Origin of the sequence: Geodermatophilus aquaeductus, assembly GCF_900182545.1 — a bacterium.
GTDB lineage: Bacteria > Actinomycetota > Actinomycetes > Mycobacteriales > Geodermatophilaceae > Geodermatophilus > Geodermatophilus aquaeductus.
This window is the reverse complement of sequence record NZ_FXTJ01000011.1, coordinates 33720-53617: the sequence shown is the minus strand read 5'-3', so window position 1 is coordinate 53617 and position 19898 is coordinate 33720. Positions and strand designations below refer to the sequence as shown.

At 75.1% G+C, this 19898-nt stretch carries 20 protein-coding genes; 13 read left to right on the top strand and 7 right to left on the bottom strand.

Annotated elements, in window-relative coordinates; all coding sequences use genetic code 11:
* Positions 1 to 40: 40 nt before the first annotated feature.
* A complete protein-coding gene (locus tag FN207_RS21290) occupies positions 41 to 808 on the bottom strand; it encodes an SDR family oxidoreductase (RefSeq protein WP_142460461.1) in 768 nt (255 codons plus the stop codon).
* A gap of 188 nt (positions 809 to 996) precedes the next feature.
* Between FN207_RS21290 and FN207_RS21285 the strand changes: the two genes are divergently transcribed.
* The 4 genes from FN207_RS21285 (at position 997) to FN207_RS21270 (ending at position 5736) form a co-directional block, all read left to right on the top strand.
* The gene (locus FN207_RS21285; RefSeq protein ID WP_142460460.1) at positions 997 to 1473 is read left to right on the top strand and encodes a DUF7144 family membrane protein; all 477 of its coding nucleotides are present in this window, start codon (positions 997 to 999) and stop codon (positions 1471 to 1473) included.
* A gap of 52 nt (positions 1474 to 1525) precedes the next feature.
* Positions 1526 to 2758, top strand: a complete 1233-nt coding sequence (locus FN207_RS21280; RefSeq protein ID WP_142460459.1) for an arginine deiminase — start codon at positions 1526 to 1528, stop codon at positions 2756 to 2758.
* 81 nt (positions 2759 to 2839) lie between these two features.
* Positions 2840 to 4303, top strand: coding sequence for an MFS transporter (locus FN207_RS21275; RefSeq protein ID WP_142460458.1), 1464 nt, complete (start codon positions 2840 to 2842; stop codon positions 4301 to 4303).
* Positions 4300 to 5736, top strand: coding sequence for a M20/M25/M40 family metallo-hydrolase (locus FN207_RS21270; protein WP_221888340.1), 1437 nt, complete (start codon positions 4300 to 4302; stop codon positions 5734 to 5736). The genes FN207_RS21275 and FN207_RS21270 overlap by 4 nt, the downstream gene beginning before the upstream one ends.
* Before the next feature lie 161 nt (positions 5737 to 5897).
* On the opposite strand, the gene FN207_RS21265 is transcribed toward FN207_RS21270, so the two are convergent.
* Entirely contained in the window at positions 5898 to 6833 is a 936-nt protein-coding gene (locus tag FN207_RS21265) for a DUF5926 family protein (protein ID WP_142460457.1), read from the bottom strand.
* Between the two features lie 56 nt (positions 6834 to 6889).
* Here FN207_RS21265 and FN207_RS21260 point away from each other — a divergent pair, with 56 nt between their 5' ends.
* The 3 genes from FN207_RS21260 to FN207_RS21250 are packed head-to-tail and all read left to right on the top strand — an operon-like array spanning position 6890 to position 10402.
* Positions 6890 to 8098: a cytochrome P450 gene (locus FN207_RS21260; RefSeq protein ID WP_142460456.1), complete on the top strand. Its 1209-nt coding sequence runs from the start codon at positions 6890 to 6892 to the stop codon at positions 8096 to 8098.
* Positions 8098 to 8760 carry a DNA alkylation repair protein gene (locus FN207_RS21255; protein ID WP_221888339.1) on the top strand — a complete coding sequence of 221 codons (663 nt, stop codon included), beginning with the start codon at positions 8098 to 8100 and terminating at the stop codon, positions 8758 to 8760. Before FN207_RS21260 ends, FN207_RS21255 begins: the two co-directional genes overlap by 1 nt.
* 25 nt (positions 8761 to 8785) lie before the next feature.
* Positions 8786 to 10402, top strand: coding sequence for a long-chain fatty acid--CoA ligase (locus tag FN207_RS21250; RefSeq protein WP_142460455.1), 1617 nt, complete (start codon positions 8786 to 8788; stop codon positions 10400 to 10402).
* Here the strand turns inward: FN207_RS21250 and FN207_RS21245 are convergent.
* A complete protein-coding gene (locus FN207_RS21245) occupies positions 10399 to 10728 on the bottom strand; it encodes a rhodanese-like domain-containing protein (RefSeq protein ID WP_142460530.1) in 330 nt (109 codons plus the stop codon). The two genes, FN207_RS21250 and FN207_RS21245, sit on opposite strands and share 4 nt — an antisense overlap.
* 77 nt (positions 10729 to 10805) lie before the next feature.
* On the opposite strand from FN207_RS21245, the gene FN207_RS26495 reads away from it, so the two are divergent.
* Positions 10806 to 11321 carry a PH domain-containing protein gene (locus tag FN207_RS26495; protein ID WP_185938475.1) on the top strand — a complete coding sequence of 172 codons (516 nt, stop codon included), beginning with the start codon at positions 10806 to 10808 and terminating at the stop codon, positions 11319 to 11321.
* On the top strand, positions 11318 to 12862 hold the full coding sequence (locus FN207_RS21240; RefSeq protein ID WP_246066236.1) for a PH domain-containing protein: 1545 nt from the start codon (positions 11318 to 11320) through the stop codon (positions 12860 to 12862). Before FN207_RS26495 ends, FN207_RS21240 begins: the two co-directional genes overlap by 4 nt.
* A gap of 364 nt (positions 12863 to 13226) precedes the next feature.
* On the opposite strand, the gene FN207_RS21230 is transcribed toward FN207_RS21240, so the two are convergent.
* Complete coding sequence (locus FN207_RS21230; RefSeq protein ID WP_246066235.1) at positions 13227 to 13919, bottom strand: response regulator; 693 nt, start codon at positions 13917 to 13919, stop codon at positions 13227 to 13229.
* 62 nt (positions 13920 to 13981) lie between these two features.
* Here FN207_RS21230 and FN207_RS21225 point away from each other — a divergent pair, with 62 nt between their 5' ends.
* From FN207_RS21225 to FN207_RS21215, 3 genes are all read left to right on the top strand, one after another.
* The gene (locus FN207_RS21225) at positions 13982 to 14728 is read left to right on the top strand and encodes a sensor histidine kinase (protein ID WP_142460452.1); all 747 of its coding nucleotides are present in this window, start codon (positions 13982 to 13984) and stop codon (positions 14726 to 14728) included.
* 131 nt (positions 14729 to 14859) lie between these two features.
* Positions 14860 to 15720, top strand: a complete 861-nt coding sequence (locus FN207_RS21220) for a manganese catalase (RefSeq protein ID WP_142460451.1) — start codon at positions 14860 to 14862, stop codon at positions 15718 to 15720.
* Positions 15721 to 15835: 115 nt separating this feature from the next.
* On the top strand, positions 15836 to 16093 hold the full coding sequence (locus FN207_RS21215; protein ID WP_142460450.1) for a hypothetical protein: 258 nt from the start codon (positions 15836 to 15838) through the stop codon (positions 16091 to 16093).
* 117 nt (positions 16094 to 16210) lie between these two features.
* On the opposite strand, the gene FN207_RS21210 is transcribed toward FN207_RS21215, so the two are convergent.
* Together FN207_RS21210 and FN207_RS21205 are read right to left on the bottom strand one after the other, a co-directional pair.
* Positions 16211 to 17860 (bottom strand): solute symporter family protein, encoded by a 1650-nt coding sequence (locus FN207_RS21210; protein WP_142460449.1) that lies wholly within the window; start codon positions 17858 to 17860, stop codon positions 16211 to 16213.
* Positions 17853 to 18242, bottom strand: coding sequence for a DUF485 domain-containing protein (locus FN207_RS21205; protein WP_142460448.1), 390 nt, complete (start codon positions 18240 to 18242; stop codon positions 17853 to 17855). Before FN207_RS21205 ends, FN207_RS21210 begins: the two co-directional genes overlap by 8 nt.
* Positions 18243 to 18443: 201 nt before the next feature.
* On the opposite strand from FN207_RS21205, the gene FN207_RS21200 reads away from it, so the two are divergent.
* Positions 18444 to 19646: a Rieske 2Fe-2S domain-containing protein gene (locus FN207_RS21200; protein ID WP_246066234.1), complete on the top strand. Its 1203-nt coding sequence runs from the start codon at positions 18444 to 18446 to the stop codon at positions 19644 to 19646.
* 78 nt (positions 19647 to 19724) lie between these two features.
* Here FN207_RS21200 and FN207_RS26490 read toward each other — a convergent pair whose 3' ends face one another.
* On the bottom strand, positions 19725 to 19889 hold the full coding sequence (locus FN207_RS26490; RefSeq protein WP_185938474.1) for a hypothetical protein: 165 nt from the start codon (positions 19887 to 19889) through the stop codon (positions 19725 to 19727).
* Positions 19890 to 19898: the final 9 nt, after the last annotated feature.

The window sequence follows — 19898 nt, the reverse complement described above, 5'->3', positions numbered from 1 at the left end:
CGGGCCCCTGCAGAGGGGCCGTCGGGAACCGGAACGGCTGTCAGAGGGTGGTCGCGCGGCCGCCGTCGACGGGGATGACGGCGCCGGTCACGTACGCGCCGGCCCGGCTGGCCAGGTAGACGACGACGCCGGCCATGTCGTCGGGACGGCCGATGCGGCCGAGCGGCGAGCTGGCGGCGATCTCGTCACCGCGGGCGGCGAGCGTGGCGGCCATCATTTTGGACTCGAACGGCCCGGGGGCGACGGCGTTGACGGTGATGCGCCTGGGCCCCAGCTCCTTGGCCAGGTGCCGGGTGAGCTGGTGCACCGCGGCCTTGCTCGACGAGTACGAGTAGGTGGGCAGGACCGGGACGTGCAGGCCGTCGATGCTGCCGACGTTGACCACGCGGGCGGGGTCGTCGTCGCTGGCGGCGGCCTCGAGCAGCGGCAGCATCGCCCGGGTGAGGAAGAACGGCGCCTTGAGGTTGAGGTCGAGGACCTTGTCCCAGGCCGAGGCGGGGAACGTCTCGAACGGCTCGCCCCAGGTGGCGCCGGCGTTGTTCACCAGCACGTGCACGCGCTCCTCGCGCCGGCCGAGCTCCTCGGCCAGCCGCACGCACTCGGCCTCGGTGCTGATGTCGGCGGGGATCGACTCGACCCGGCCGTACTCCGCGAGCTCGGCGGCGGCCTGCTCGCCGGCCTCCGGCTTGCGCGAGGAGACGTAGACCGACGCCCCGGCCTGCAGCAGGCCGCGGGCCATCATCAGGCCGATGCCGCGGGTGCCGCCGGTGACGACGGCGACCTTCCCGGTCAGGTCGAACAGGTCCACGAGGTGTCCTCCACGCGGTCGTGGGGACGTGGTCGGCCCCCGGCGCGGGCACCCTATCCGGGCCGGCCGGTGGCCCCCGAGCGCGCCCGGCCGACCTCGGGTCACCCGTTCCGCGTGAGGTGCGCGCGCCGGCCGGGAGCCAGGCTCGGGGACCGGGCGGGGTGGTCCTGCCGGGAGGGAGCGCGGCCATGACCAACGCGTCGTCGCAGAGGCAGCCGGAGGCGAACTGGCAGGCGCAGGCCCACGTCGGCGCCTACGGCAACAGCTACGGGGACCGGCCGAGCGGCTGGGCGGCGTGGATCGCCTTCGCCGGCGTCCTGCTCGTGCTGATCGGTCTGCTCTCGGTGATGGAGGGCGTCACCGCACTCGTCAACGACGACTTCTACGTGGTGCGGGTCGACGCGCTGCTCGTCGCCGCCGGCTACACCGTCTGGGGCTGGGTGCACCTCGTCCTCGGCGTGGCGGGGATCCTCACCGGCGCGGGCATGATGCGGGGCAACCGCGTCGCCCAGGCCGTGGCGGTGGGGTACGCCGCGCTGAGCGCGGTGGTGCACCTGGCGTTCCTGCCGGCCTACCCCGTCTGGTCGGTCCTGGTGATCGCGTTCGACGTGCTCGTGATCTGGGCCGTCATCGTGCACGGGCAGGAGGTCGCCTCGACGCGGTGACGGCGCACGGGTCGCGCGGCCCCGGCACGCCCGGTGTGCCAGCCTGCCCCCCATGAGTGCACCCGCCGCCGAGACCGCCGCCCTGGGCGTGACCAGCGAGGTCGGCCCGCTGCGGACGGTGGTCCTGCACCGGCCGGGCGCCGAGCTGCGCCGGCTCACGCCGCGCAACAACGACCAGCTGCTCTTCGACGGCGTGCCCTGGGTGGCCCGCGCGCAGGAGGAGCACGACGCGTTCGCCGCCGCGCTCACCGGCCGCGGCGTCGAGGTCCTGTACCTCGACCGGCTGCTGACCGAGGTGCTGACCTCCCCCGAGGCACGCGGGGAGCTCATCACCGCCGCCGTCGACGACCCCCGCCTCGGGGCCACCCTCACCCGGGCCGCGGCCGCCCACCTCGCCGGCCTCCCGCCGGAGGACCTGGCCGGCGCGCTGATGGCCGGGCTGGCGCACGACGAGCTGCGCGGCGGCCGGGGCCTGGCCTACCAGGTCATGGACCGGCACGACTTCGTCGTCCCGCCGCTGCCCAACCTGCTGTTCACCCGCGACTCCTCGGTGTGGGTGGGCGACCAGGTGGCGATCACCTCGCTGGCCATGCCCGCCCGGCACCGGGAGAGCACGATCACCCGGGCGATCGCCACGTACCACCCGCGCTTCGCCGGCGCCGAGCAGCTCTACGACTCCTCGCTGGAGCACCTCGAGGGCGGTGACGTCCTGCTGCTGGCCCCGGGGGTGGTGGCCGTGGGGGTCGGCGAGCGGACCACGCCCGGCGGCGCCGAGCGGCTGGCCCGCCGGGTGTTCGCGCGGGGACTGGCCCACACGGTGCTCGTCGTCCCGATCGCGCAGGAGCGGGCGACGATGCACCTGGACACGATCGCCACGATGGTCGACGTCGACGCGATGGTCATGTACCCCGCGGTGGCCGACACGCTCGTGGCCTGGACGGTCACCGCCGACGCCGTCCCGGACGACGACGACACGACCGACCTCGTCGTCCGCGGCCCGGCACCGTTCGTCGTCGCCGCGGCCGAGGCCATGGGCATCGAGCGGCTGCGGGTGATCGACACCGGCCTGGACCCGGTCACCGCCGAGCGCGAGCAGTGGGACGACGGCAACAACACCCTCGCGCTGGCCCCGCGGCTGGCGGTGGCCTACGAGCGCAACACCGTCACGAACGCCGCGCTGGAGGCGGCGGGCATCGAGGTCGTGCGCATCGCCGGCTCGGAGCTCGGCAGCGGCCGCGGCGGGCCCCGGTGCATGTCCTGCCCGGTGTGGCGCGACCCGCTGTAGACCTCCCGGCGCGACAACGCGGCTCAGTACGCTGCCGTACCCCCTCCCGTCCCGGGAGGTCCCGGTGAGAGGACGCGAGGCGTGACAGGTACGCAGGCCGCCCGGCGCAGCGGCCGGATCGCGGGGCTCGGCGGGGGGCTGGTCGGCTTCCTCGTCTTCGTGGAGTTCACCAGCGGCGTGCTGCAGGGCTACTACGTCCCGCTGCTGACCGACGTCGCCCGGCACCTCGGGGTGAACGACGCCGACGTCAACTGGCTCGAGGCCGCCCAGCTCATGCTCTCGGCGATCGCCGTGCCGGTGCTGGCCAAGCTGGGCGACCTGTACGGCCACCGCCGGATGCTGCTGACCTCGGCGGTCGTGGTCGCGGCAGCCACGGTGCTGCTGGCGACCGCCCAGGACTTCGGCCTCTTCCTCGTGGCCTGGGCGCTGCAGGGCGTCTACTCCGCCTGGCTGCCGCTGCAGGTCGCGCTGATCCACTCGCGCTCGCGCGGCCGCGCCGACGCCGCGGCGAGCACCCGCCGGGCGACCGGGCTGATCGTCGCGGCGCTGCAGGCCGGCGCCATCGTGGGTGCCCTGGGCGGCGGGCAGGTCGGCGCCGCGTTCGCGGGGCGGTTCTGGCTGGTGCTGCTGCTCCCGGGGGTGCTCGTCGTCGGCGTCTGCGTCGTCGTGCTGACCCGCGTGCCGGAGAGCACCGACCGCCGCAGCGGGGACGTCGACGTCACCGGCGTCGCGCTGCTCAGCGTCGTCCTGCTGGTGATCACGGGTGGCCTGACGTTCGTGCGCATCAACGGCGCCGGAGAGCCGTGGCCCTGGCTGGTGACCGCGCTCGGCGTGGCACTGGCCGTGCCGTTCGTCCGCTACGAGCTGCGCCGGGAGGACCCGCTGGTCGACTTCCGGGTGCTGCGCTCCCCCAGCATGTGGCCGGTGCAGCTGACCGCCGGTCTGTTCGGCGTGAGCGTGCTCGGCGCCCAGGGTCCGCTGTCGACCTTCGCGCGCACCGACCCGGAGGTCTACGGCTACGGCCTGGGCCTGTCCACGAGCGAGGTGTCGATCGTCATCGGCGGCTACGTGGTGTCGATGCTGGCCGGCGCGAGCCAGTTCTCCCGCGTCTCGCAGGCCACCACCCCGCGGGTCACGCTCATCGGCGCCGCGACGCTCACCGGCCTCGGGTACCTCCTGCTCCTGCCGCTGCACGACACGCTGCCGCAGGTCCTCGGGGCGATGGTGGTCGCCGGCCTCGGCTCCGGGGCGCTCGTGGCGGCGCTCCCCGCGGCCGCGGCCGCGGCCGCACCGGCCGGCCGCACCGGGGTGGCCACCGGGCTGACCAACACGACCAAGGTGCTCGGCGGCAGCGTCGCCTCCGCCGTCTTCGCCGTCGCCCTGGCCGCCGGGTCCACGGGGACGGCCGGGTCGCTGTCGGGCTACGTCACCGTCTGGGTTGTCTGCGGGGCGACGGCGTGGCTGGCCGCGCTGTCGCTGGTGTTCGTGCCGCGGCTGGCCTTCTCCGACCGGCCCGAGGCCGTGGGCGTGCGGGAGGTCGCGTGAGGACCGCACCGCTCCTGCTCGGCACCGCGGCCGCGGGCGCCGCCGCTCTCGCGCGTCGGGTCGTCCGCTTCCGGCCAGTCGGCGACCCCGTCCCGCCCGCGGACGCCTCCGGCCTGGACGCCGACGCCGCCGCGGCCCGGCTGGGCGAGCTGATCCGCATCCCGACCGTCTCCTCGCCCGATCCCGGCCAGGTCGATGCCGCGGCGTTCGCGCGGTTCCGCGACCGGCTCGCCGAGCTGTACCCGCACACCCACCGGGTGCTCGAGCGGGAGGTCCTCGACGGCGGGGCGCTGCTCTGGCGCTGGCGCAGCGGCACCGACCGCCCGCCGCTGGTGCTCATGGCCCACCACGACGTCGTCCCGGTCACCGGCCAGGCCTGGACCCGCGACCCGTTCTCCGGGGCGGTCGAGGACGGCTTCGTGCACGGCCGGGGCGCCGTCGACGACAAGGGCTCGCTGGTCGCGGTGCTCGAGGCGGTCGAGTCGCTGGCCGCCGCGGGGCACACGCCGGCGCGCGACGTCTACGTCTCCTCCAGCAACGACGAGGAGGTCCTCGGCGCCGGCGCCCAGCAGGCCGTGCAGGTGTTCCGCGACCGCGGCATCGAGCCGTGGGCGGTCGTGGACGAGGGCGGCGCCGTGGTGACCGGCGTCTTCCCGGGTGTGCCGGGGCAGATCGCCGTCGTCGGGCTGGCCGAGAAGGGCCTGCTCGACGTCGACCTGGTCACCTCCGACCCCGGCGGGCACGCGTCCTCGCCCACGCCGGACGGCGCCCCGGCCCGGCTGGCGCGGGCGATCCTGCGGCTGGACGCCGCGCCGTTCCCCGCCCGGCTCGACGACGTCGTGCTGGGGATGGTCGACGCCGCCGGCCGGCACGCCTCCGGGGCGTACCGGGCGCTGTTCGCCAACGCCCGCGCGCTGCGGCCGCTGCTGGCGACGGCGCTGGCGCGGGCCAGCCGGGAGGCCAACGCGCTGGTGCGGACGACGGTGGCGGTCACCGAGCTCGAGGGCAGCAGCGCGCGCAACGTGCTGGCCACGCGGGCCCGGGCGCACCTGAACATCCGCATCGCGCTCGGTGAGACCGTGCAGTCGACGGTCGAGCGGCTCCGCCGGGTGGTCGGCGACCCCTCGGTCGAGGTGCGGGTGCTCTCGGGCACCGACCCGTCACCGGTCTCGCGGACCGACAACGAGGCCTACGCGGCGCTCGGCGCGGCCGTGCGGGCGGTGTACCCGGAGGCGGCGGTGGCCCCGTACCTGATGGTGCAGGCCAGCGACGCGCGGCACTTCGCGCAGATCAGCGACAGCGTCTACCGGTTCATGCCCTTCGACCTGTCCCGCGGCGAGCTCGACGCACTGCACGCGGCCGACGAGCGGATCAGCGTCGCCGCGCTGCACCGCGGCGCGGTGTTCTTCCGCCACCTCATCCGCACCCTCTGAGGGCCGGGCCGCGCTCCTCCGCGGACGCTCGTGCTCTGCCCACGACTGTGGGCAGAGCACGAAGGAGAGGCGGGACAGGTGTCCTGGCTGACGCTCGTGCTCTGCCCCGCGAGGCGGGGCAGAGCACGAGCGTCAGCGGGAGGACACCCGCCCTCGGGAGGTCAGCGCAGCGTGACCTGGCGGGAGAGCAGGCCGGCGCGGGCGCGGCGCTCGTCGGCGCTCAGCGGGCCGGTGGCGGCCAGCGCCTGCTCGAGGCGGGTGGCGAACTCCGCGGCCGGGCCGGCCCACTCCTGCGCGGGGGTGTCGGCGGGCAGGTCCCACACCGGGACGACCAGACCGTGGGCGCGGAAGGCGCCGGCGTAGCGAGTGCCCTCGCCGAGCAGCAGCTGCTCGGACGCCGAGAGCCGGGCCAGCGCGTCGAGCAGCGGCTCCTCGGCCTCGGGCCGCACCCAGCGCAGGTGGGCGCGCTCGTTGCCGGGCCGCACCCAGTACGCCGCCTCGAGCCCCTCCAGGCGCTCGGTCGGCAGCACGGCCTCGTTGGCCCGCTCCAGGCCGGCGCGCGCGGCGGCGCTGGCGTCGGTGCCCTCCAGCCAGAAGCCGAAGTCGGGGTGCACGGTCACCTCGAGCGGCGCGGTCAGGTCCAGCAGCTCCTGCAGCCGCGGCCCCGCAGAACCAGCGGCGCCGATCGGGCCCGGGTCCACCGGCGCGCCGGCCGGCGACTCGAGCGCGGCGGCGAGGGCGGTGCCGAGGTCGCGGCTGACGTCGTCGGAGGAGGCCGGCAGCTGGACGCCGAGCAGGATCTCGCCGTTGCTGCGGACCAGTGCCGGCGCGCCGCCGGGCAGCACGCTGGCGAGGGTGACCTCGCGCCCGTCCGTCGTCTGCAGGAGTGCGGTGGCGGCCGGCACGAGCTCGCGCAGCGCCACCCAGTCCGGCTCGCCGGGCAGGCCCTCGAACGGGCGGGTCACCGGCGGCGCGTAGCCCGAGCCGTGGCAGTGCTTGTACCGGCGGCCCGACCCGCAGGGACACGGGGCCTTGGGGTTGATCTCGCCGGCGGCGGGTGCGGGCGCGGGACGGCGGCGGGTCGCGGAACGGGCCATGCGGCCCAGGGTATGTGGGGCCGCGGCGGTGCCCACGCCGCATAGGGTCGGCAGCCGTGACCTCCGTGGCGGCACCGCTCGACCTCACCGACCCCGCCGTCGTCGCCGACCCCTATCCCGCCTTCGCCGCCGCCCGCGTCGTCGCGCCGGTGCAGTGGCACGAGGGCCTGGGGCTGTGGCTGGCGTTCACCCACGCCGAGAGCAACGCCGTCCTGCGCGACCGGCGGCTGGGCCGCATCTGGCGGGACCGGGAGCCGGGCGAGCGCTTCGGCGCGTTCAACCTCATCCACCGCAACGCCATCCTCGAGATGGAGCCGCCCGACCACACCCGCCTGCGCCGGCTGATCAGCGCGGCGTTCGCCCGCGGCCACGTCGAGCGGCTGCGCCCGTGGGTGCAGGACCTCGCCGGCGAGCTGGTCGACGGCCTGGTCGAGCGCTCCGGCGGCAGCGAGCCGGTCGACGTCCTGTCCGGGATGGCCGAGGAGCTGCCGGTCGCCGTCATCGCCGAGCTGCTCGGCGTGCCCGCGGCCGACCGCCCGCTGCTGCGGCCGTGGTCCAACGCCATCGTGAAGATGTACGAGTACGGGCGGACGACGGCGGTCGAGGACGCGGCCGAGCAGGCCGCCGCGGAGTTCGTCGCCTACCTGCGGGAGCTCGCCGCGCAGCGCCGCCGTGCGCCGGGTGAGGACCTCCTCTCGCACCTGGTCACCGTCCGCGACTCCGAGGGCGACCGGCTGACCGAGGACGAGCTGGTCACCACCTGCATCCTGCTGCTCAACGCCGGCCACGAGGCCACGGTCAACGTCAGTGGCAACGGGCTGCTGGCGCTGCTCGAGCACCCCGGCGAGCTGGCGCGGCTGCGGGCGGACCCGGCGCTCCTGCCGACGGCGATCGAGGAGCTCATGCGCTTCGACTCGCCGCTGCAGCTGTTCGAGCGCACCGCCACGGCCGACGTCGAGGTCGGCGGCGTGACCGTGCGCGAGGGCCAGAAGGTGGCCGCGCTGCTCGGCGCCGCCAACCGCGACCCCGCCGTCTTCGCCGACCCCGACACCCTCGACGTCGGCCGGAGCGACAACCCGCACATCTCTTTCGGCGCGGGCGTGCACTTCTGCATCGGGGCGCCGCTGGCCCGCGTGGAGCTGCAGGCCTCCTTCGGTGCGCTGCTGGAGCGGACCTCGGGGCTGGAGCTGGCCCGCCCGGCACGGCGCCGTCCCGAGTTCGTCATCCGCGGCCTGGCCGAGCTGCCCGTCGTCCTGACCCGCTAGTGGACGTCGCGGAGGTGCTCGGCCGGCTCCGCGCGCTGGCCGACCCGGCGCGGCTGGAGGGGATGGCCCGCTACGGCATCGGCGGCGCGGAGACCCTCGGCGTCACGGTCGCGGAGCTGCGGGCGCTGGCGAAGGAGCTCGGCCGCTCGCACGAGCTGGCCGCGGGGCTGTGGGACTCCGGCGTCCACGAGGCCCGCATCCTCGCCAGCCTGGTCGAGGAGCCGGCGGCGGTGACCGAGCGGCAGCTCGACGAGTGGGCGGCCGGCCTCGACTCCTGGGACGTCTGCGACCAGGTCTGCCAGAACCTGGTCCGGCACACCCCGTTCGCCTGGTCGAGGGCCCTGGAGTGGAGCGCGCGCCCCGAACCGTTCGTCAAGCGCGCCGGCTTCGCCGTCATGGCCGGGCTGGCGGTCGCCGACGAGCGGTCGGACGACGACCGGTTCGAGCCGTTCCTGCGCGCGGTCGCCGAGCGGGCCGACGACCACCGGCCGATCGTCCGGAAGGGCGCGAGCTGGGCGCTGCGGCAGATCGGCAAGCGCAGCCCCGGCCTGCGCGCCCGCGCCGTCGAGACAGCGCGGCAGCTCCGGGCGGGCGGCCGCGGCGCCCGGTGGGTCGGCGCCGACGCCCTGCGGGAGCTGGAACGGCGACCCGCTGGAACGTGAGCGCAGTCACTGGCACGATCTGGCCATGCGCGGGCTCATGCAGGACTTCCCCCTCACCATCGACGCGATCTTCCGGCACGTCGAGCAGCACTACGGCGACGGGACGATCGCGACCAACAGCCCCTCGGGCGTCACGAAGGTGACCTACGCCGAGTGGGCGGACCGCACCCGGCGGCTGGGCGGCGTCCTCGACACCCTGGGGATCAGCGCCGACGGCAGGGTGGGCACCTTCGGCTGGAACAGCCAGCGCCACCTCGAGCTGTACTTCGCCGCGCCGTCGTCCGGCCGCGTCCTGCACACGCTCAACATCCGGCTCTTCCCGGAGCAGCTGACCTACATCGCCAACCACGCCGAGGACGAGGTCGTCTTCGTCGACCGCTCGGTGCTGCCGCTGTTCTGGCCGCTCGTGGACACGATGAAGACCGTGCAGCACGTCGTGATCATGGACGACGGCAGCGACAACGAGATCCCCGACGACCCGCGCGTCTCCGACTACGAGACGCTGCTGGCCGAGGCCTCGCCGGTCGAGTTCCACGTCACCGACGAGAACTCCGCCGCCTCCATGTGCTACACGAGCGGCACCACCGGCAACCCCAAGGGCGTCGTCTACTCGCACCGCTCGACGTTCCTGCACACCATGGGCGTGCTCATGCCCAACGCCTTCGGGCTGAGCATCCGCGACGTCGCGATGCCGGTCGTGCCGATGTTCCACGCCAACGCCTGGGGCATCGCGCAGGCCGCCCCGGCCGCCGGCGCCTCGCTGGTCATGCCCGGCCAGATGATGCAGCCCGAGGCGCTGGCGAAGCTGATCCTCGACGAGGGCGTCACCTTCACCGCCGGGGTCCCGACCATCTGGCAGGGCGTCCTCCCCCACCTCGCGGGCAAGAAGCACAGGCTGCGGGACATCGGCTGCGGCGGCTCGGCGGTGCCCAAGGCGCTGTCGGAGGCCTACCGCGAGCAGGTCGGCCTGCCGATCCTGCAGGCCTGGGGGATGACCGAGACCCACCCGGTCGCCTCCTCGGGCATCCTGCCGCCCCGCTTCGACGACCTCGACGACGAGGGCAAGGCCGCCCAGCGCGCCCGCGCCGGCATCCCGTTCCTCGGCGTCGAGGCGCGGATCGTCGACGCCGAGACCCTCGAGCCGCAGGCCTGGGACGACAAGGCCACCGGTGAGCTGCAGGTCCGCGGCCCGTGGTGCGCGCAGGACTACTACAACCCCGACGCCGGCGTCGTGCTGACCACCGAGGACGGCTGGATGCGCACCGGCGACGTCGCGGCGATGGACTCCTTCGGCTCCATCCGCATCGCCGACCGCACCAAGGACCTCATCAAGTCCGGCGGTGAGTGGATCAGCTCGGTCGACCTCGAGAACGCGATCATGAGCCACCCGAAGGTCAAGGAGGCCGCGGTCGTCGGCATCCCGCACCCGAAGTGGGACGAGCGGCCGCTGGCCTGCGTCGTCCTCAAGGAGGGCGAGACCGCCACCGAGGAGGAGATCCTCGAGCACCTCAAGCCGCTGGTGGCCAAGTGGTGGATGCCCGACGCCGTCGAGTTCATCGACGAGGTCCCGAAGACCAGCGTCGGCAAGTTCTCGAAGAAGGACCTGCGCTCGCGCTTCGCGGAGTACGCGCCGAAGTCCTAGCGGACGAAGGGCGGCTGGCCGGTCTCGCTCACCAGGGGCCGGCCGGCCGCCTCCCACTCGCCCATGCCGCCGCCGACGTTCACCGCGTCGTAGCCGTTGAGGTTGAGCCAGGCGGCCACCCGCGCCGAGCGCCCGCCGCTGCGGCAGACGACGTAGACCGGATCCCCGTCGGGCACCTCGTCGAGGCGCGCCGGGACGTCGCCCATCGGGATGTGCGTGGCGCCCTCGGCGTGGCCGGCCACCCACTCGCCGTCCTCGCGGACGTCGAGGAGGACGGCGTCCTCGGGGACCTCGACGGCGGACACGGTCGGGACCTGCTGCGGCATCACGCTCCCATCCTCCCAGGTGAGCCCCGGCCGCACCGGCGACGGAGGTCACTGCCGGGCTGGGAGGATGGGCCGTGATGTCCGCTGCCCCCGCACCCCCGGTCCACGAGCCGGCCTGGTCTCTGTCGCGCTCGGCGATCTGGCTGTGGGTCACCCAGGGGGTCCTCGGCACGCTGGTCTACGGCGTCCTGGTGGCGGTGTTCGTGCTCGCGGTGCCGTCGTCGGTGGGCGGGCCGGTCCCGGTGCTGCGGTGGCTGCTGCCGGCGCTGGTCGCCGTCTACGCGGTGGTCGCCATCGGCATCCGCCCGTTCGTCCGCTACCGGGTGCACCGCTGGGAGGTCACCGCGGAGACGGTGCACGCCCTGACCGGCTGGCTGAGCCGCACCTGGACGCTGGTGCCGGTCGCGCGGATCCAGACCGTCGACGTCACCCGCGGCGTGCTGCAGCAGCTCTACGGCCTGGCCAGCGTCGCGGTGCTCACCGCGTCGTCGCAGGGCACCGTCCGGGTGCCCCACCTGGAGGTCGGCGTCGCCGAGCGGGTGGCCGAGGACCTCGCCCTCCGCGCGGAGCAGGTCCGGGACGAGGCCACGTGACCGAGGGCGGGGTGACGGAGGGCGGGGTGACGGAGGGCGAGGCGACCGACCTGGGGCAGGCGGCGCCGGAGGTCACGGCGCCCCGGCGCACCTCCCCGCTGATCGTCCTGGTCCACACGGTCACCTTCCGGCAGGCCCGGCAGGTCGTGCCCGCCGCGATCCCCGTCGTCGCCGCGGTCGGCGTCGACGGCGTGGGCGTCGTCGTCGCGCTGGTCGCGGCGGTGACGGCGCTGTCGCTGCTGTTCGCGGCGCTGTCGTGGTGGCGGTCGACCTACCTCGACACCGCCTCCTCGGTGGTCCTCACCCGCGGCCTGCTGGCCCGCTCGGTGCGTACCGTGCCCAACGACCGCATCCGCGGCGTGGAGGTCGAGGCGCCCGCGCTGCACCGGCTGTTCGGGCTGGTCCGGGTCCGCATCGACGCCGCGGCCGGGACGCTGACGGGCGGGGACGAGGAGGTCGTCGTCGACGGCGTCCCGCGGGCCGAGGGCGACCGGCTGCGGACCTCGGTGCTCACCCACCGTCGCACCGCCGTCACACCCGCCGGGACGGACCCGTCCGCCCCGCTGCCGGAGGAGCCGGCCGAGGAGGAGCTGGCCCGCTTCGACCGGCGCTGGCTGCTCTATGCGCCGCTGGTCGCCAGCTACCTCGCGGTGCCGCTGGCCGCGGTCGGCGCGCTGTCACGGCTGCTGCAGGAGCTGCCCCGGGACCTGCGGCCCGACGTCGACGGCCCCGACCTCACCGACGTCCGCGTCCTCGTCGCCTCCGCCGTCGTGGTCCTGGTGCTGCTGGCTCTCGGCGCGGTGGCCGGGGCGGCGGTCGTCAACTGGGGCTTCCGGCTGGTGCGCCGCGGCGGCTCGCTGGTCGCCGTCCGCGGGCTGCTGACCCGGCGGCACACCGAGCTGGAGGTCGACCGGGTCCGCGGCGGCGCCCTCGTCGAGGGGCTGGGCATGCGGCTGGTGCGCGCCGCCCGGGTCAACGCCCTGGTCACCGGCCTGGGCGCGGCCAACCGGCGCGGCCAGCTGTTCCCGCTGGGCCCCCGGGCCGAGGCGGAGCGGCTGCTCGGCGTGCTCGTCGACGACCCCGGGCCGCTCACGCCGCACCCGCCGGCCGCGCGACGCCGGGCGCTGGTGCGCGCCGTCGGCAGCGGGCTGCTCGTCACCGCCGCCGGGACGGTCCTCACCCTCACCACCGGCTTCTGGGGCGTGCTCGCCGCCGGGATGGTGCTCACGGTGCTCGGCGTCCCGCTCGGCCGCGGCCGCTACGCGGCGCTCGGGCACGCAACGGGGCCGCGGTCGTTCAGCGTGCGCAGCGGGCTGCTGGTGCGCGAGCAGGCGGTGCTGCAGCGGCGCGCCGTCGTCGGCTGGCAGGTGCGGCAGACCCTCTTCCAGCGGCGCGCGGGCCTGGCCACCGTCGTCGCCTGCGTCGGCGCGGGCAGCGGCGGCTACGCCGCGGTCGACATCGCCGCCGCCGACGTCGCCGCGTTCACCGAGGCCGCCTCCGGCCGGTGGGCCACGGCCGCGCCGACCGACTCCCCCGGCTGAGACCTCCCGTCCTCACCCTCGGAGGGTGACGCCCCGCACGGAGGTCCGGCGCAGGCTGACGGTCACGGGCAGGCGCCGTAAGGGACGTCGTGCCCGCACACGACCGGGAGGGGTGACCCGTGTACGGCTGGTTCCTGTGGGGCGTGATCCTCCCGCTGCTGCTGATCGTCGCCGGGATCATCACCATCCGGCGCCGCAACCGGCCCTAGTCGGGTCGGGAGGGGCCTCACCGCCACGGTGAGGGGCCAGGCGGGTCACCGGGCGGCCGGTGGCCCGTCGGGGCCAGTTCACCGGCACCGGCGCGTGTCGATCACGGGCCCGGGTAGCCCGGCGCTCGATGACGCCCGAGCGCCGGAGCTCCTGCTCAGCCCAGCCCGCCGGTCGGCTTGCCCAGGCCGACGCGGCCGGCCAGCGCAGCCGCCTCCACGCGGGTGGCCACGCCGAGGCTGCGCAGCAGCGAGGCCACGAGCCGCTTGGCCGTCCGCTCGGAGACGTGCAGCGTGGTGGCGATGTCGACGGTGCTCGTGCCGTCGGCCACCAGCCGCCACAGCCGGCGCTCGTCGCTGCTCAGCCGGTCGGCGACGGTCTGCTCGCCGCTCGGCGCGGCGTCGTCGAGGAGCTGGCGCAGCAGCGCCTCGGGGACCACCGACCAGCCGTCGAGCACCGCCAGCAGCGGGCGGACCAGGTGCTCCGGGTCGGCGCTCTTGGGCAGGAAGCCGGCCGCCCCGGCCCGCAGCGCCTCGAGCGCGGCGTCGGCCTCGGCCAGGCCGGACAGCGCCACCACGCGGACCACCGGGTCGGCCCGGCGGATCGCCGCGATGGCGCGCACGCCGCCCGGCGGCGGCATGTGCAGGTCCACGACGGCGACGTCGGCGTGGTGCCGGCGCACCAGCGCGGCCGCCGCGGACGCGTCGTCGGTGGTGGCGACCACCCGCACCCGGCCCTCGCTCACCCCGGGGAGCAGCAGTGACAGCCCCCGGCTGAACAGCGGGTGGTCGTCGACGACGACCACGTCCACGTGCGTCTGACGCTCAGCCCCGGCGTCGGTCGACCCCACGACCCTCCTCACCCGGCCCGTTGCGCCCGGCGGAACAGGCCCGACGCACCCCGGAGGTGCCCGTGACCCTGGCCCCCGACACACCCCGTACCGCCCGGTCCGGTTCCGGACGGCTGCTCCCCGACCTGGTCCGCGTGGTGCGCGCCCACGTGGCCCGCGCGGCCCGCCGGCCGGACCCCGAGCCGGAGCTCCCGCCCACGCCGGAGAGCGCGCTGCTGCGCGCGATGTGCCACGACATGAAGAGCCCGCTGGCCTCGCTCGAGGCGCTGCTGCGCTCGCTGGACCACGCGCCCGCAGGCCGCGACGAGCTGCTCGACCTGGCCCGCGCGCAGACCGCGCACCTGTCCTCGATGCTGCGCACCGCCGACGCCTCCGGCGGGGCCACCCGGCGGGCGCCCGGCGGCCGGCTGCTCGACGACGTCCTCCGCGCCTCGGTGGCCGCCTCGGGGCTGCCGCCGCACCAGCTGACCGTGGGGGTGCAGGACTGCGCCGCCGACGTGACCGTGGCCGACGCCCGGGTCCAGCGGATCCTCACGAACCTGCTGGAGAACGCCCACCGGCACGGCGACGGCGCCCCGGTGCTGCTCACCGCGACCTGCCGCGCGCGCTGGGTGCGGCTCGCGCTGACGCAGGACGTGGCCCACCCCGAGCGGGTGGTGCAGTACCTCCGCCACGACGCGCCGCCGGTCGACCTCACCGGACTGGGCCTGTGGTCGGTGCAGCGGCACGCCCGCGACCTCGGGGGCACGGTCGTCTGGGCCACCTCCGCGGCCGGCCTCACCCTCTGCGTCCAGCTCCCCGACCGCTGAGGTGAGCCGCCCTGCAGGTTGGCACCGGCGGGCCAGCTGACGGCACGGGCGGGCCACCGGGCGCGGGCAGATCCCCCGTGTCACCGCAGCGGCGGCGACGCGACGACGCACCGCGATGTGAGGGAGAGCCCGTGTTCACGCACACCCACGCCCTGCAGTACGAGGCCAAGCCCGACGGTCCCGACCCGGACTTCGCCCGCAAGATGCAGGAGGTCCTCGGCGGTCAGTGGGGCGAGATGACCGTCGCCACCCAGTACCTGCTGCAGGGCTGGAACTGCCGGCTGCCCGGCAAGTACAAGGACATGCTCCTCTCGATCGGCACCGAGGAGCTGGCCCACGTCGAGATGATCGTCACGATGATCGACCGGCTGCTCGACCACGCGCCGCTCAAGCCCGACTCGGCCGACCGCACCAAGGAGGCGGCCGCCGGCTACGGGCAGCACAACCCCCAGCACCTGATCCAGAACGGCCAGGCCGCGTCCTACATGGACAGCATGGGCAACCCGTGGACCGGCGCGTACGTCACCGCCAGCGGCAACCTCTACGCCGACTTCATGTACAACGCCACGGCCGAGATGCAGGGCCGGCTGCAGGTGGCCCGGCTCTACAACATGACCGACGACCCGGGCGTCAAGGACCTGCTGCGGTTCCTCATCACCCGCGACCACATGCACCAGCAGCAGTGGCTGGCCGCCATCGAGCAGCTCAAGGAGGACGGCCTCGAGGGGCTGCCCGTCCCCGAGGCCTTCCCGCTCGACGAGGAGGTCGGCGACCTGGGCTACACCTTCATCCAGGCCTCCGACGGCCCCGAGGCCGCCAACGGCCGCTGGGCGTCGGGTCCCTCGATCGACGGCCGCAGCGAGTTCCGCGCCGCGGCGATCGAGGCCACCGCCGACGCCCCGACGCTGCCCCCGGGCGATCCGCGGCTCTACAGCACCCCGCAGACCGAGGCCCACACGATGCTGCAGAAGGCCAAGGACCTGCTCAAGTGAGTCGCTGACCCACCGCACTCCCGCGCCGTCGCCGTGCCGGTGGCCGGGCTCCCGCAGCCCGGCCGCCGGCCCGGCGGGCGCATCCCGTGACAACCGGCAGTCCCCGGAGGTCCCCGTGCACCTGCCCACCCCCGCCGTCGCCGTGACGGTGGTCTACGCGGCGGCGCTCGCCGTCGCCGTCGCCAGTGCCGCCACCGGCTCGGCCCGCGAGGCGCTGGCCGGCCTCGTCGTCCTCGCCGCCCTCGCCACGCGCTGGGCGGTCCGCCGCTCCCGCCGCGGCGCGCTCTCCACCGCGACGGCCGTCACGACCGTCGACACCGCGCTGCCCGACGCCGTCCTCCCCGAGGCCGCGCCCGCCGTCCGGGCCGCCTGAACGCACGAGGCGCGCGCCCCCGTCAGGGGACGCGCGCCTCGGCGTGGAGTGCTGGAACGGCCCCCTGGCAGGGTCCCGACCCGAGCGGAGCGAGCGGTGGGGGGCACGGAGGTCCTTCTAGTGCTGGACGGCCTTCTCCGCGCCGATCCCGGTGAGTGAGCGCACCTCGAGCTCGGCGTTCTTGTCGAGGTCCGGCTTCTCCTTGGACAGGACGGTGCCCAGCCAGCCGAGGAAGAACGACAGTGGGATGGAGATGATGCCCGGGTTGTTCAGCGGGAACCAGTGGAAGTCCACGTCCTGGAACAGCGACGGGGACAGCCCGGTGGCCGGGTTGACCGGCGCACCCGACACGACCGGCGAGAAGATGATCAGCACCAGGCAGGTGATCAGCCCGCCGTACATCGACCACAGCGCGCCCTGGGTGGTGAACCGCTTCCAGAACAGCGTGTAGAGGATGGTCGGCAGGTTGGCCGAGGCCGCCACCGCGAACGCCAGCGCCACCAGGAAGGCGATGTTCAGCCCGGCCTGCAGCGCCAGGATGCCCAGGCCGATCGAGATGGCGCCGATGACCACGGCGGTGATGCGGGCGACCCGCACCTCACCGTTCGGCGGCACCTGACCCTTCTTGATCACCGAGGCGTAGACGTCGTGCGCGAAGGACGCCGAGGCGGTGATCGTCAGGCCGGCGACCACCGCGAGGATCGTCGCGAACGCGACGCCGGCGATGATGCCGAGCAGGATCGTCCCGCCCAGCTCGAAGGCCAGCAGCGGAGCGGCGGAGTTGACCGCACCGGGAGCGCCGAGGATCGTCTCGGGGCCGACCAGCGCACCGGCGCCGTAGCCGATGACCAGGCTGAACAGGTAGAAGACGCCGATCAGCCAGATCGCCCAGACCACCGAGCGACGGGCGTCCTTCGCCGTCGGCACGGTGTAGAAGCGCATCAGCACGTGCGGGAGGCCGGCCGTGCCGAGCACCAGGGCCAGGCCGAGGGAGACGAAGTCCAGCTTCGAGGTGCTGGTGGCGCCGTACTGCGCGCCGGGGGCGAGGACGTCCCGGCCCTCGACCGCCACCGCCTGCGCGTCGCCGAGCAGCGCGGACAGGTTGAACCCGAACTTGGTCAGCACCCACAGGGTCATGACCAGCGCGCCGGCGATGAGCAGCGAGGCCTTGATGATCTGCACGTACGTGGTGCCGCGCATGCCGCCGACCAGCACGTAGATGATCATCAGCGCGCCGACCAGGACGACGACGAGCGCCTGCGCGGCCTCGCCGGTGATCCCGAGCAGCAGCGTCACCAGCCCGCCGGCACCCGCCATCTGCGCCAGCAGGTAGAACAGCGAGACCGCGAGCGTGGAGATGGCCGCCGCGGTGCGGACCGGGCCCTGCCGCATCCGGAAGGCCAGGACGTCGGCCATCGTATAGCGGGCGGTGTTGCGCATGAGCTCGGCGACCAGGAGCAGCGCCACGAGCCAGGCCACGAGGAAGCCGATGGAGTACAGGAAGCCGTCGTAGCCGTACACGGCGATGGCCCCGGCGATGCCGAGGAACGAGGCCGCCGACAGGTAGTCACCGGCGATGGCCAGGCCGTTCTGGGTGCCGCTGATGTTGCGGCCGGCGGCGTAGTAGTCGGCGGCGCTCTTGTTGTTGCGGCTGGCCCGGAAGGTGATCACCAGGGTGACCACGACGAACGCGCCGAAGATCGAGATGTTGACGGCGGGGCTGCCGATGGTGCCGCTGTCCGCGGCGACGACGGAGAGGTCAGCCACGGGTGGACCCCTTCGACAGGTCGGTCGCGCGGCCGCCGCCGGCGTACTGGTGGGACTCGAGCCGCTCGCGCATCTCGTCGGCGATCGGGTCGGTCCTCCGGTTCGCGTGCGCGACGTAGAGGTGCGTGATCACGAACGTCGACACGAACTGGGCCAGGCCGAGCAGGAGCCCGACGTTGACGTTGCCGAAGACCGGGGTGGCCATGAAGTCCGGCGCGTACGTCGAGAGCAGGACGTAGAGCAGGTACCAGGCCAGGAAGGCCACGGTCATCGGGAAGGCGAAGCGCCGGAAGCGCCGGCGCAGTTCGGTGAACTCCGGCGAGTCCTGTGCCTGCCGGTACTCCTCCGGCGTCAGCAACCGCCGTTCGGCGGGTTCGGTCACGGTGTCTCCCTCGTCGACGGGCCTGTGAGCGCGATCACCATAGGTCGGGGGCCGTGGGGTCGGAAACCACCGAAAGTTTCGGTGCCGAGCCGTGACCTGAGCTTCTGGCAGGCGTAACGCCCCGGTAGTGCGCCGGCGGTGCAATGGGTCATGACCGCGACGGCACGGACGTCGACCGCACGGTCGACGGGTTGGTTCCCGGTGGCCCGCGCCACCGAGGTCGGGACGACGCCGGTGCCCGTCGGCGCCGGGGGACGCGCGTACGTCGTCGTCCGGCTGCGTCCGGGCGCCGAGGTCAGCGCCTTCCCGGCCCGCTGCCCGCACCGGCTGGTCCCGCTCGCGGCGGCGAGCGTGGTGGGGGGCCGGCTGCAGTGCCCGTACCACGGGTGGCGGTTCGACGCCGAGGGCCGCTGCGTGGACGTCCCCTCGCTGGGACCCGACGGGACGGCACCGCCGCGGGCGGACCTGCCGGTGCCGTGGGCCGTCGAGGAGCGGCACGGCTGGATCTGGCTGGCCCCCGAGCGCACCGACGTCACCCTGCCGCCGGCGCCCGCGGCCGAGCCGGTGCCCGAGCCGGCCCCCGCGCCCGGGCCCCCGTCGGGTCCGGTGTTCGGCAACCTCGACCCGTCGCTGGAGCACGCCTGGCACCCCGTGGCGCTCTCCCGCGAGCTGCGCCCCGGCGGCTGGCTGCAGGTGCGGCTGCTCGGCCGGACGTGGTCGCTGTCCCGTGGCGCCGACGGCCTGGTGGCCGACCCGCCGGCCTGGGGCGTGCGCGAGCGGTTCGGCGTCGTCTGGCTGGCACCGGCGGAGCCGCGCGACGTCCCGCTGGAGCTGCCCGAGGACGGCGACCGGCGCTTCGTCCGCCGCTGGCTGCCGCCGGCCCGCTCGGCCGGGCCGGCCGGTCCGCTGGCCGACACCTTCCTCGACGCCGCCCACTCCCCCTTCGTGCACCCGTCCGCGGCCGGCGCGGTGGAAGTGCCCACTCCCGAGGTGACGCCGGAGCCGGGCGGGTTCAGCAGCGTGCAGGAGCACGGGGAGCGGCCGGCCCGCCGCCGGGTCACCCACGTCCACCGGGCGCCGTTCCAGCTGCGGCTGCGGCTGGACCTCCTCGACACGGGCGCGGCGACGACGGTCCTGTTCCTGCTGCAGCCCGAGGACGCCGACTCCACGCGGATCTACACCTGCGTGCTGCTGTCGGCCGGTCCCGGCGAGCCGCTGCCCGGCCCCGACGAGGTGGCCGCCGCGGTCGCCGCCGAGGAGCGGCTGCTCGCCGAGGACCTCGGGCTGCAGGCGCAGATGGCCAGCACCGGGCTGCCGCTGGCGATGCGCGACGAGCTGCACGTGCGCTCCGACCGCCTCGGCGTGGCCCTGCGCCGCGCGCTCGCCGACTTCGCTGTCGCCTGAGGGGCCGCCCCCACCGCGCGGTGCCCGCCCCCGCTCTGCAACGTGAGGACGGGCACCACGGCGCCAGGACGGCGGGTGTCAGTCCGCGGTGAGCTCCGCGCCGCACGCGGCGCAGCGCGTCGGCGGGTCCTCGTCGGCGAGCCGGCCGCACGCCGGGCACACCCGCGCCAGCCAGCACGCCGGATCCCCGCCCTCGTCGGGTCCCCCGGCCGGCTGCGGGGAGGGTCCCTCGTCCTGCGACATCGCGCCTCC